We start from the raw sequence: 11,643 nt of genomic DNA on the forward strand, positions 1-11,643 counted from the left end.
CGTTTCCACACCCCCATTCGCGCCATAGGCGCGAATCGCCCCCTCACTCAGGGGGCTCCACTTTCGGAGACATTGCGATGAAAGTCCTCGTCATCGGAATCCATCCATGTTCGCCGCGCCCCTGACATTGCTGCTTGGCGCGCTGTCCGCCGCCTCCAGCGCGAACACCCCCACTGCACCCGGTCCGCTGTCGTCCTGGTTGCAAAAGACCTATGGCGGCGCGGCCAGCGCCACCACGCCCTGGCGCGACACCCAGCGCGGATCCGACGGCAACCCGCAGACTTCCACACGCAGCGTCTGCGCCGCCCAGGACAGCGAGGGCATCCATTTCATCGCGGTGTGTTCCCGGATCCACGACGTAAGTCATGTCGAAGCTGGGCAAGTGGATCTGTTCGTCGTCATCGACGGGCGAGCCGGATGGACTGTGACCGCACAGCGGCGTGGGCTGGGTAGCGGCAGTTTCGGCATCCCAGGTCCCGTGCGGCTACTGCATCTCGCGCCCGGCAGGCTGGCATTCCAACTTGACTCGCCGTACGCAATGAGCGGCTGGTTCCGCCAACGGACCACGCTCTACCTGCCGGTCGCGACGTCCAGAACGCTTGAACCTGCGTTGGACATCGCCACCCGGCTCGACAACACGGCGTCTTACGAGGCAGGCCCGACGCTGGACATGACCTGCACGCTGCGAGTTGCCGACCTCGCGAAAGCTGGCCAGGCACCTGCCCTGGTCCTGCACGCCAAGGGCAAGCGCGGCGAACGTGCGATCGACCATCGCTTCACCCTGCCCTTCGATGGCCACGCCTGGGCGCCCCCCTCGAAGGAGGATCAGAGCGCCCAGGGCTGCGCCGAGGACTGACGGGGCGAGCGCCGGTCGGCTCGCGTAAAATCGCGCGCTCCCTTCGTTCCCAAGCGAGCGCCCCTTGAAAGTTCTCGTCATCGGCTCCGGCGGCCGCGAACACGCCCTGGCCTGGAAGCTGGCCCAGTCTCCTCGTGTCAGTGAGGTGCTGGTCGCGCCTGGCAACGCCGGCACCGCTACGGAAGATCGCTGCCGCAATGTGCCGGTCAAGGTGACCGACATCGCTGGCTTGCTGAAGCTCGCCCAGGACGAAAACGTGGGGCTGACCGTGGTTGGTCCGGAAGTGCCGCTGGTGGCCGGGGTGGTCGACGCCTTCCGCGATGCGGGCTTGCGCATCTTCGGGCCGACCGCCGCCGCCGCACAGCTGGAAGGCAGCAAGGCCTTCGCCAAGGACTTCCTCGCCCGCCACGGCATCCCCACCGCGTTCTACCAAGTGCATACCGAGGTCGATGCGGCCCTGGCCTATGTGCGCGACAAGGGCGCGCCGATCGTGATCAAGGCCGATGGCCTGGCCGCGGGCAAGGGGGTGGTGGTGGCCATGACCCTGGAGGAAGCCGAAGCCGCCGTGCGCGACATGCTCTCGGGCAATGCGTTCGGCGATGCCGGCGCGCGGGTGGTGATCGAGGAATTCCTCGATGGCGAGGAAGCCAGCTTCATCTCCATGGTCGATGGCGTGACCGCACTGCCGATGGCAACCAGCCAGGACCACAAGCGCGTCGGCGATGGCGATACCGGCCCCAACACCGGCGGCATGGGCGCGTACTCACCCGCGCCGGTGGTCACCCCCGAGGTCCACGCGCGCGTCATGCGCGAGGTGGTCAACCCGACCGTGGCCGGCATGGCCGCCGATGGCGTGCCGTTCACCGGCTTCCTCTATGCCGGGCTGATGATCGATGCCAGCGGCGCGCCGAAAGTCATCGAGTTCAACGTGCGCTTCGGCGACCCGGAAACCCAGCCGGTGATGCTGCGCCTGCAGTCGGACCTAGTGGACCTGGTGGACGCGGCCATCGACGGCAAGCTGGAGGTGACCGAGGCGCAGTGGGATCCGCGTCCGTCGCTGGGCGTCGTGATCGCCGCTGCGCCCTACCCCGAAACGCCGGTGACCGGCGAGATCATCACCGGCCTGGACACCGTGCCGGCCACGGCCAAGGTCTTCCACGCCGGGACCGCCTTGAACGCGGACGGCGAAGTGATCAGTGCCGGCGGCCGGGTGCTGTGCGTGGCCGCGCTGGGCGACAGCGTGTCCGACGCGCAGCGCGCGGCGTATGCCGGTGTCGCAGCCATTGCCTGGCCCCATGCCTTCCATCGCACCGACATTGGCTGGCGCGCGGTCTCACGCGAACGGGCGCACTGAGCGCCACGCCCCCGCCGCTGGCTTGTGGAACGACGCGCCTTCGGGCGCGTCGTCGTTTCCGGGCGGTGGATCAGATGCCCTTCGGTCCGACCGTCCGGCAGGATCGATTCCGTTTTTTGCGCGCCGGATGCTTTGCAGTGCAGCAAATGCACAACGCCGCAGTGCATCACGAATTTCCCTAAAACGCTGAAATAAAGGGTTTTTTCAATTACTTCCCCCATGTGATCGGATACTCCCCCCGACTATGTTGGCAACACCGGTTTGACGGGACTAGGCTCGCCCCCACGCCATCGCGCCATGCATGGCGACTAGCTGGTCCACATATCACCGGAGGGGTGTATGTCCATGCTTTCCAACGCGTCTCGAATCGCCGCGCCGCTCATCCTGACGGCCGCCGCACTCTCCCTCGCCGCCTGCGGCAAACACGACGAGCAATCCACCGCACAGACCCCCACGGCAGCGCCGCCGGCCAGCAGTCCGCCGCCGGCCGCCGTGGTCGATACCGATGCCGAGTTCCAGGCCAATGCGGCCAAACCCGAGAACTGGGGCGGGATCGGGCGGGACTTCGCATTGACCCGCCATAGCCCGCTGTCGGACATCAACACCGACAACGTCAAGAACCTCAAGATGTCCTGGGAGATGAAGAGCGGCGCGACCCGCGGCCACGAGGGCCAGCCGCTGGTGATCGACGGGGTGATGTACACCGTCAGTGCCTATCCCAACATCGTGCATGCCATCGACGTCTCCCAGCCGGGCGAGCACAAGGAGCTGTGGAGCTATACCCCGGACCAGGACGAGCGCTCGGTCGCCGTCGCCTGTTGCGACACGGTCAACCGTGGCGGCTCCTACGCCGATGGCAAGTTCGTCTTCAACAGCCTGTCCGGCGAGGTCATCGCCCTGGACGCCAAGACCGGCAAGGTGGCCTGGAAATACAAGGGCGCCGACCCGGGCAAGGGCGAGACCATGACCATGGCGCCGATCATCGCCGACGGCAAGGTGATCGCCGGCATCTCGGGCAACGAGTTCGGCGTGCGTGGCCGCGTGGAGGCGCTCAACCTGGCCGACGGCAAGCCGGTGTGGACCTGCCATGCCACCGGCACCGACAAGGACATCTGCCTGGGCCCGGACTTCAACAAGGCCCACCCCGAATACGGCCAGCTGGGCGATCTGGGGGTCAAGACCTATCCGGACGACGAATGGCAGCGCGGCGGCGGCGCGGCATGGGGCTGGTACAGCTACGATCCCAAGCTGAAGCTGGTCTACATCGGCACCGGCAACCCCGGGCTGTGGAGCCCGAGCTATCGCTGCGGCGCCAAGCCGGTCACCCAGGAGGCCTGCAACAACGGCGACTGGGACAACAAGTGGTCGATGACCATCTTCGCCCGCAACGTCGATACCGGCGAGGCGGTGTGGGGCTACCAGATGACCCCGTTCGACCAGTGGGACTACGACGGCATCAACGAGCCGATTCTGGTGGACATGGACATCGACGGCAAGCAGGTGCCCTCGCTGGTGACCTTCAACCGCAATGGTCACGCCTACGTCCTGGACCGGCGTGACGGCACCTTGCTGCGCGCCCATACCTATGGCCCGGTGGACTGGGCCGAGCGCATCGACATGAAGACCGGTCGCCCGGTCAAGGTCGCCGCGCATTCGCCGCTGGAGGTGGGCAAGATGGTCTCGGCCTCGCCCTCGGCGATGGGCACCAAGGACCAGCAGCCGTGCTCGGTCGATCCCAAGCAGCCGAACATCTTCTTCTGCGGCACCAACAACTGGTACATGGAGCTGACCCCGCAGGAGCGCGGCCGCACCATGCAGGGCATGCCGTACGTGTTCGCCAACGTGGCGATGAAGCCGCACAAGCCCGGCGCGCTGGGCATCGTCAAGGCCTTCGACGTGCTGACCGGCAAGGAGAAGTGGAGCATCGAGGAGAAGTTCCCGACCTGGAGCGGCACCCTGGTGACCGATGGCGGGCTGGTGTTCTACGGCACGCTCGATGGCTGGTTCCGCGCGGTGGATGAGGAAACCGGCAAGAAGCTGTGGGAGACCAAGTTGCCCAGCGGCGTCATCGGCAACCCGATCGCCTACAAAGTCGGCAACGAGCAGTACGTGGCGGTCTACTCGGGCATCGGCGGCTGGATCGGCCTGCCCATCGCCGGCGGTCTGGATCCCAGCGACCCGTATGGCGCCCTGGGCGCGGCGGGCCTGGCCTTCAAGAATGGGTTCGACAAGATCCCGCTCGGCGGCATGGTCCACGTATTCCACCTGGGCACCGATGGCGTGCCGGACGGTGCAGCGTCCAAGGCCACCGCCTCGACCCAAGCCGCGAAGGGCGCCACGCCCGCCTCCTGATCCGCACCGACGGATCGTTCGGAAGCGGCGGCCAAGCGCCGCCGCTTCACCCCCCATTGTTCCAGGCTCGCACCATGCGTACTCCCCATCTGATCCTGGCCGCCGGCGCGCTCGCGCTCGGCGCCTGTTCGCCATCCTCCTCTTCCTCCTCTTCCTCCGACGCCGCCTCGACAGGCGCCAAGCAAGCCCCCGCAGCGGCCGCCTCGCCTGCCCTGGCCCAGGCCGACACCAGCGGCCCGGCCCTGCGCATCTGCGCCGACCCCGGCAACATGCCGCTGTCCAACCAGGCCGGCGAGGGTTACCAGAACAAGATCGCCCAGGTCCTGGGCAAGTCCATGGGCCTGCCGGTGAAGTACTACTGGCGCACCTACTACGAACGCGGCCTGGCCCGCGGCACCGTCAACAGCGGCAAGTGCGACGTGCTGATGGACATGCCGGCCGATTACGAGATGGGCCTGACCACCAAGCCCTACTTCCGCTCGACCTACGTGCTGGTCAGCAGCGGGGACGCTCCGCTCAAGCCCACCTCGCTGGATGATCCAGCCCTCAAGCAGGCCAGGATCGGCGTCTTCCAGAGTTCGCCCGCGCGTGGTGCGCTGTACGACCACGGCATCAAGGGCGAGGTGCAGTATCTGTTCTACGACTCGGCCCGCAATCCGGAAGAACACCCCGCACGCCTGGTCGAACAGGTCGCCAAGGGCAAGCTGGACGCCGTCGAATCCTGGGGCCCGGTGGCCGGCTACTACGTCAAGCGCAACCAGCTGACCATGGTGCCGCTCAATCGCATGAGCGATACGGTGCTCGAATATTCCATGTCGCTGGCCGTGAGCAAGGACAACAAGGCACTGCGCGACAGGCTGGACCAGGCGCTGGTCGAGAATCGCGATGCGATCCGCGCCATCCTCACCGAGTACGACGTCCCGCTGGTGGCCTGCGCCGACTGCGTGATTTCCGGCGACGTGCCCACGCATGGGCCCTACGCGCCGCCCCCGCCGTTCCAGGACCAGCCGGTCTCCGATCCGCAGGTCCTGGCGCAGATGCAGGCGCGCATCCGTGCCGGCGCCTCGCCCGAGGCCGAGTTGGGCGCGGCGGTGGCCGCCAACGATCCGGACCGGGTGCGCTGGCTGCTGGCCCATGGCGCCAACGGCGACGCCCTGGACGATCAGGGCCGGCTGCCGCTGCAGCACGCCATCCGCCTGCGCGAGCTGGCCGTCGGCGATGCCCTGCTCGACGGCGGTGCCAAGCTGGAGGCACGCGACGGAGATGGCTGGACGCCTTTGATGACCGCACTGTGGACCGGCGATGCCGACACCGTCGACTGGCTGCTGCGCAAGCGGCCCAGGCTCGATGTGGTGTCCACCGATGGCTGGACCCCGCTGTCGGTGGCCATCCACAACGGCGATGAAGCCCTGGTGGCCAAGCTGCTGGATGCCGGGGCGCCGCCGGCGCAGGTCAATCCCGCGGGCTTCACCCCGCTGATGTTCGCCGCGGTGGAAAACCAGCCTGGCACCGTGCAGCGGCTGCTGGAGGCCAAGGTGCCAGTCGACCACGCCAACCAGGCCGGCATCACCGCCCTGATGCTGGCCGTGGCCGCCCATCGCCAGGACCTGGCGCGCACGCTGATCGACGCCGGTGCCGACCCCAACCACCGCGATGAAAAGGGCGACAGCGCGCTCAGCCTGGCCCGCCAATCGGGCGATGCCGACTTGCTGGCCCTGGTCTCCGCGCAAATCCCCCACTGATCCCTGTCCCACGTCCTGCGCAAGCGAACAGCAACAGAAAAGGAATCTCCATGTTCGACGCAACACGCAATGCGTTCAAACCGCTGCTGGTCGTGCCGGCGATGGTCCTGGCGCTGGCCGCCTGCGGTGAAAAGGCCCAGCCGGCCGCCGCCACGCCGGCGGCCTCGACGTCCGCCGCACCTGCAACGACCGCACCCGCGGCCTCGGCGCCGGCCGCGCCCGAGGTCAACGCCACCGCGACCGCCGCACCAGCGGCCGCGCCCGTGCCGGTGCCGCACATCGACAACATCCAGGTCAATCCAACGCTGGTGGCCGAGGGCAAGAAGCTGTTCTTCACCGCAGGCTGCAACGCCTGCCACGGCGGCACCGGCGGGGGCGGCATGTGCCCGCCGCTGACCAACAAGGTCTGGGTCTACGGCAGCGACGACAGCACTCTGCACGCGCTGATCAAGGAAGGTTCCCAGGCCATGCAGACCACCCACGGGCTCAAGCGCGTGGGCCACGAGAACGTGGTCGGCATCATGCCCGCGTTCGGGCCGATCCTGAGCGATGAGGAGATCAACAAGATCATGGCCTTCATCCACTCCATCAACCCCGACGCCGGCAAGGGCCAAACGCCGACAGCGGCGGGCGAGGCCGCGGCGCCGGCCGCTGCCGGCAGCGGCTCGTGAGGGTCGACCTGCGACGCCCGGCCGGCCTGCTGGCCGCGGCCGGGCTTGCCCTGTTCGCCGGCTGCCAGCGGCCGGCGGCGGAGACATCGGCACCTGCCCCGGTCGCATCCACGCCTGCATCGACCGCGGACACCGCCCCGCCGCCGGCAAGCGCCGTGCACGCCTACGTGCCCAACCAGAAGAGCGGGACGATTTCGGTGATCGACACCGGCAGCGATACCGTGGCGCGCACGCTTTCGGCGGGCGGCACACTGGGCAACCGCCTGCAGCAGATCGCACTGGGGCCCGATGGCAAGGCCCTGTACGTGGTCGATGCCGAGCACCATCGCCTGCTGCAGCTGGACATCGCCAGCGACGCAGTCCAGCGCACGCTGGACATCGGCGAAGGGGCCGAGGGCGTGGACCTGTCGCCGGATGGCCGGCAGATCGCGGTGTGCGTGGAGCAGCAGAACCAGGTGATGTTCGTCGACACCGCCAGCTTCAAGGTCACCGGGCGGGTGGACACCCAGGGCAAGGCGCCCGAGCACTGCGCATGGACCCCCGACGGCGTCCAAGTCATCACCAGCAACGAGGCCTCCGACAACCTGGACGTGATCGATGTCGCCGCCGGCAAGTCGGTGGCCAGCATCGCGGTCAGCGGCCACCCGCGCGACATCGCCTTCGCCGCCGATGGCAAGCGCGCCTACGTGGCGCAGGAGTCGGCCAACGTGGTGGACGAGGTCGACCTGGCGGCGCGCAAGAAGCTCCGCAGCTTGCCGGCCGGCCTGCGCACGGCCGGCGTGGTGGTCGCCTCCGACGGAAGCCGGATCTACGCCTCCAACGGCGGCGCTGGCAGCGTGACCGTCACCGATGGCGATACCGGAAAACTGCTGGTGGAGATCCCGGTCGGGCAGCGGCCGTGGAACCCCGCCCTCACGCCCGACGGCGCCAAGCTCTATGTCGCCAACGGGCGCTCGGACAGCGTCAGCGTGATCGACACCGCCACGATGAAGGCCATCGCGCAGATCCCCGTGGGGCAGATGCCGTGGGGCGTGGTGATGGGCCGCTGAGCGTCGTGGCCTGGCGCGCGCTCAGTCCGCGCGCGCGTTGGCCAGCGCGTAACCGGCATTGGGGACGTGCTCGATCCAGTCCCCGCTGCCGCCAATGCGGATCAGCTTGTGGCGCAGGCGGTGCACCAGCTGCTTGAGTGCATCGCGGTCGGCGCTGTCGCGATCGGACCAGACAAACCCGATGATCCGATCCGGGTCGACCGGGCGCCCACGGTGGTTCATCAACAGCCGCAGCAGGCGCAGTTCCAGGGTGGATAGCCGCGCCACCTCGCCGTGCTCGATGCGCATCTCGCTGCGCTCCGGATCCAGGGTCAACGCGCCACTGCTGAGCAGGGGCACTTCCCCCTCGCCTTCGCTGCCCCTGCGCAGCAGCGCACGCACGCGCGCCAGCAGCGCGCGCGGACTGAAGGGCTTGCGCAGGTAATCGTCCGCGCCCAGGTCCAGCCCGCGCACTTCGTCCTCCTCCGAGGCGCGCACGGTCAGCATCATCACCGGCACCTCGCTGTGCCGACGCAAGGCCTCCAGCACCGAGAACCCATCGCGGCGCGGCAGATTGACGTCCAGCACCACCAGCTCCGGGGCGTGCTTCTCGAACTGGCTCAGCGCGTGTTCGCCGTCGAACGCACTCACCACCTCATAGCCGGCACTGCTGAGCGCGAACTGCAGCAGACCGACCAGTTCGACATCGTCGTCGACCACCAGGATGCGCATCAGGCAGGCTCCAGCGGCAGCACCACGCCAAAGCGCGCGCCCTGCCGATGACGGGGCTCGGCCAGCACCACCTCGCCGCCATGCTGCTCGACCAGGGCGCGCACGATGGCCAGCCCCAGGCCGGTCCCGCGCTGGGAGGGCTCCTGGTCCGGCGCGCGCCGGAACGGCGCGAACAGGTCGGCGCGGTGGCGCAGCGGCGGCAGGCCCTGGCCTTCGTCCTCCACCCACAGTGAGACCGTCTCCTCGCCCCAGACCAGTTCGATCCAGATGGTGCTCTGGTCCGGCGCGAATTTGTTGGCGTTGGCGAGCAGGTTGATGGCCACTTGGGACAACCGCTGCGCATCGCCCATCAGGCGACGCGTGCTGTGCGGCAGGGACGCCATCACATGCTGGTCGCGCTGATCGGTCAAGGGCCGCATCAGTTCCACCGCATCGCGCACCAGCGCCGGCAGGTCGACGACCTCCCGACGCAGGCGCATCTGCCCGCTCTCCAGGCGCACGCTGTCCAGCAGGTTGTCCACCAGTTGCGACAGCCGCAGCGCGCCACGGTACTGCGCATCGACCAGCCGGATCGCGGTGGTGTCGCCACCGGCGTGGACATGCTCGCGCAGCATCTCCACCGAAGCGATTTGCGCGGCCAGCGGGGTCTGGAACTCATGGGACAGGTTGGCCAGGATGGCATCGCGCATGGCCCGCGCGGCCTCGGCGCTGGTCTCCTCGCGCACGATCGCCACCTGGCGCCCGTCCGGCGGCGCACTGGAGCGGATCACCAGGTTGCGCACGCGGCCACGCAACAGATAACGACCCGAGGCCTGGGCCAGGCCGTGCCGGCGCGCGTCGTGCATCGGGTCGGCCGCGTGGGTCGGACCCGCCTCGCTGGCCGCCTCCGGGGTCAGCACCGCTTCGTAGGGCTGGCCCACGACCTCGTCCTCCTCGCGCCCGACCAGGGCCAGGAAGCGGCGATTGGCGTACTGGATGCGGCGATCGACACCCACCGCGATGATGCCGTCCTCCACCCCGTCCAGGATGGCGTCCAGCTCCTGTCGCTGGCGGCGCTCGCGCTCGGTGGAGGCCCGCAGCTGCAGGCGCATCGAATCCAGGCTGCGGGCCAGGGCCACCGGCTCGGCCAGGTCGGTGGGCGGCACCACCACCGGGGTTTCCAGATCGCCCACGCCCAACCGCTCGGCCGCGCGCGCCACCTGGCCGAACGGCGAGGCGATGCGCCGCGCCAGCCACACCGCGATGCTGGCGGCAATCAAGGCCAGCAGCAGACTGCCCACGGCGAAGGCGGTCAGCCAACGTACGCCATCGCGTGCCACCACCTCGCGCGGCAGGGTCACCAGCAGCAGCGACTCAATGTCGCCATTGGGGCCGCGCACCGGCTCCAGCCGGGAGACGTCGCCCTGGCTGTCCGCTGCCAGGGTCTCGCCGATGCCGGTATTGCGCACGTGCCGCCACGAGGCCTGCAGGTTGGTCTGGTCCGCCGGGGCCACCGCCTTGGCGTCGCTATCCTTGTCCAGCAGCATCACCCGTTCGCGCTGGCCGCCATGCCCGGCCAGTTCGGATGCGTCCAGGCGCCGGGCCGCCACGACCTGGCCGTGGTCCAGCTGTGCCATGGCCTGGCGCTGTACCAACCAGTGGTGCCCGCCACCGTCGGCCACCAGTCCACTGGCCATGCCGTCCGGCGGCGCCTGCCCGACCTGGGCGAGCAGGCCGTCGCCACGCATGGCCAGCAGGTAATCCACGCGCCCGGTCTGGCGAAAGGCCTCCAGGAAATCCGCTACCGCCTGCATCCGGCCCTTCTGCATTTCCGCGTGCAAGGTCGGGCGCTCGGACAGCAGCACCGCGACCACGGCCAGGTCCCGGCGCGCGTCCTCCAGTCGCGCCAGCGCATCGGCGCTGGCCTGCGCGACCTGCGCCTGGGCACGCTCGCGCAGCACCGCACGCAGCGTGCCCGCGCCGGTGGCCAGCAGCAGCGCGCACAGCAGCAGCGCCAGGCCGACATGGCTGAGCACGAGCAGGCGGGAGAGATTTCGGGGGCGGGGCATGCGCGCGTGCTCCTCAGTTGCGCGGACGACGACGGTCCTGCAGATGCTCGATCCAGGTCTTGGCCAACAGCGTCACCAGGCCCAGCATCGCCAGTAGCGAGGCCACGGCGAAGGCGGCGGTGAAGTCGTACTCGTTGTACAGAACCTCCACGTGCAGCGGAATGGTATTGGTCAGGCCACGGATATGCCCGGATACCACCGACACCGCGCCGAACTCGCCCATCGCCCGCGCATTGCACAGCAGTACGCCGTACAGCAGGCTCCAGCGGATCGAAGGCAAGGTCACGTGGCGGAAAGTAGCCCAACCTCCAGCGCCCAGGGTGAAGGCGGCCAGCTCCGGGGCGGTGTCCTGCTCCTGCATGAAGGCGACCAGTTCGCGCGCCACGAACGGGAAGGTCACAAACAAGGTCGCCAGCACGATGCCGGGCACCGCGAACACCACCTTCCAGCCCGTGGCCGCCAGCAGCGGCGTAAACCAGCCCTGACTGCCGAACAACAGCACCAGCAGCAGGCCGGCCACCACCGGCGAGACCGAGAACGGCAGGTCGATCAGCGTCACCAGCAGCGACTTGCCGCGGAAGGCAAAGCGCGACAGCGCCCAGCCGGCGACCACCCCGAACACCACGTTGAGCGGCACCGCGATGGCGGCCACGGTAAGCGTGAGCCGGATCGCCGCACGCGCATCGGGATTGGTCAGGGCGGCGACGAAGGTGTCCCAGCCGCCGGCCAGCGCCTGGCGAAACACCAGCACCAGCGGCAGGCCCAGGAACACCACCAGGAACAGCATCACCACGCAGATCAGGCTGCGGCGCAGCCACGGTGGGTCGCTGCGGGCCGGGGCATGGTCCAGCTCGGCCATG

General features: G+C 68.8%; 9 protein-coding genes. 6 read left to right on the top strand and 3 right to left on the bottom strand.

Features of this window, described 5'->3' with window-relative positions; genetic code table 11:
- The first annotated feature begins 106 nt into the window (after positions 1 to 106).
- From ACORQU_RS03890 to ACORQU_RS03915, 6 genes are all read left to right on the top strand, one after another.
- The gene (locus ACORQU_RS03890; RefSeq protein ID WP_491643566.1) at positions 107 to 856 is read left to right on the top strand and encodes a hypothetical protein; all 750 of its coding nucleotides are present in this window, start codon (positions 107 to 109) and stop codon (positions 854 to 856) included.
- Positions 857 to 920: 64 nt separating this feature from the next.
- The gene (gene purD, locus ACORQU_RS03895) at positions 921 to 2,210 is read left to right on the top strand and encodes a phosphoribosylamine--glycine ligase (RefSeq protein WP_491643567.1); all 1,290 of its coding nucleotides are present in this window, start codon (positions 921 to 923) and stop codon (positions 2,208 to 2,210) included.
- Between the two features lie 339 nt (positions 2,211 to 2,549).
- Positions 2,550 to 4,562 carry a methanol/ethanol family PQQ-dependent dehydrogenase gene (locus tag ACORQU_RS03900; RefSeq protein ID WP_491643568.1) on the top strand — a complete coding sequence of 671 codons (2,013 nt, stop codon included), beginning with the start codon at positions 2,550 to 2,552 and terminating at the stop codon, positions 4,560 to 4,562.
- A 74-nt stretch (positions 4,563 to 4,636) separates the two neighbouring features.
- On the top strand, positions 4,637 to 6,304 hold the full coding sequence (locus tag ACORQU_RS03905) for a quinoprotein dehydrogenase-associated putative ABC transporter substrate-binding protein (protein ID WP_491643569.1): 1,668 nt from the start codon (positions 4,637 to 4,639) through the stop codon (positions 6,302 to 6,304).
- Positions 6,305 to 6,354: 50 nt separating this feature from the next.
- Positions 6,355 to 6,975 carry a c-type cytochrome gene (locus tag ACORQU_RS03910; RefSeq protein ID WP_491643570.1) on the top strand — a complete coding sequence of 207 codons (621 nt, stop codon included), beginning with the start codon at positions 6,355 to 6,357 and terminating at the stop codon, positions 6,973 to 6,975.
- Positions 6,972 to 8,024, top strand: a complete 1,053-nt coding sequence (locus tag ACORQU_RS03915; RefSeq protein WP_491643571.1) for a beta-propeller fold lactonase family protein — start codon at positions 6,972 to 6,974, stop codon at positions 8,022 to 8,024. Before ACORQU_RS03910 ends, ACORQU_RS03915 begins: the two co-directional genes overlap by 4 nt.
- 21 nt (positions 8,025 to 8,045) lie before the next feature.
- On the opposite strand, the gene ACORQU_RS03920 is transcribed toward ACORQU_RS03915, so the two are convergent.
- Genes ACORQU_RS03920 through cysW form a run of 3 tightly spaced genes read right to left on the bottom strand, consistent with a single transcriptional unit; the run spans position 8,046 to position 11,642 of the window.
- Positions 8,046 to 8,735: a response regulator transcription factor gene (locus ACORQU_RS03920; RefSeq protein WP_271647070.1), complete on the bottom strand. Its 690-nt coding sequence runs from the start codon at positions 8,733 to 8,735 to the stop codon at positions 8,046 to 8,048.
- On the bottom strand, positions 8,735 to 10,783 hold the full coding sequence (locus ACORQU_RS03925; protein WP_491643572.1) for a sensor histidine kinase: 2,049 nt from the start codon (positions 10,781 to 10,783) through the stop codon (positions 8,735 to 8,737). Before ACORQU_RS03925 ends, ACORQU_RS03920 begins: the two co-directional genes overlap by 1 nt.
- A gap of 13 nt (positions 10,784 to 10,796) precedes the next feature.
- Positions 10,797 to 11,642 carry a sulfate ABC transporter permease subunit CysW gene (cysW, locus tag ACORQU_RS03930; RefSeq protein ID WP_491643573.1) on the bottom strand — a complete coding sequence of 282 codons (846 nt, stop codon included), beginning with the start codon at positions 11,640 to 11,642 and terminating at the stop codon, positions 10,797 to 10,799.
- Between the last annotated feature and the right edge of the window lies 1 nt (position 11,643).

Source organism: Pseudoxanthomonas sp. JC1303 (assembly GCF_058448525.1).

What these genes read in the sequence shown, in the direction of transcription:
- ACORQU_RS03890 (WP_491643566.1), top strand. Translation starts at nt 107, where the DNA reads ATGTTCGCCGCGCCCCTGACATTGCTGCTTGGCGCGCTGTCCGCCGCC.
- ACORQU_RS03900 (WP_491643568.1), top strand. Translation starts at nt 2,550, where the DNA reads ATGTCCATGCTTTCCAACGCGTCTCGAATCGCCGCGCCGCTCATCCTG.
- ACORQU_RS03905 (WP_491643569.1), top strand. Translation starts at nt 4,637, where the DNA reads ATGCGTACTCCCCATCTGATCCTGGCCGCCGGCGCGCTCGCGCTCGGC.
- ACORQU_RS03910 (WP_491643570.1), top strand. Translation starts at nt 6,355, where the DNA reads ATGTTCGACGCAACACGCAATGCGTTCAAACCGCTGCTGGTCGTGCCG.
- ACORQU_RS03920 (WP_271647070.1), bottom strand. Translation starts at nt 8,735, where the DNA reads ATGCGCATCCTGGTGGTCGACGACGATGTCGAACTGGTCGGTCTGCTG.
- ACORQU_RS03925 (WP_491643572.1), bottom strand. Translation starts at nt 10,783, where the DNA reads ATGCCCCGCCCCCGAAATCTCTCCCGCCTGCTCGTGCTCAGCCATGTC.
- cysW (WP_491643573.1), bottom strand. Translation starts at nt 11,642, where the DNA reads ATGGCCGAGCTGGACCATGCCCCGGCCCGCAGCGACCCACCGTGGCTG.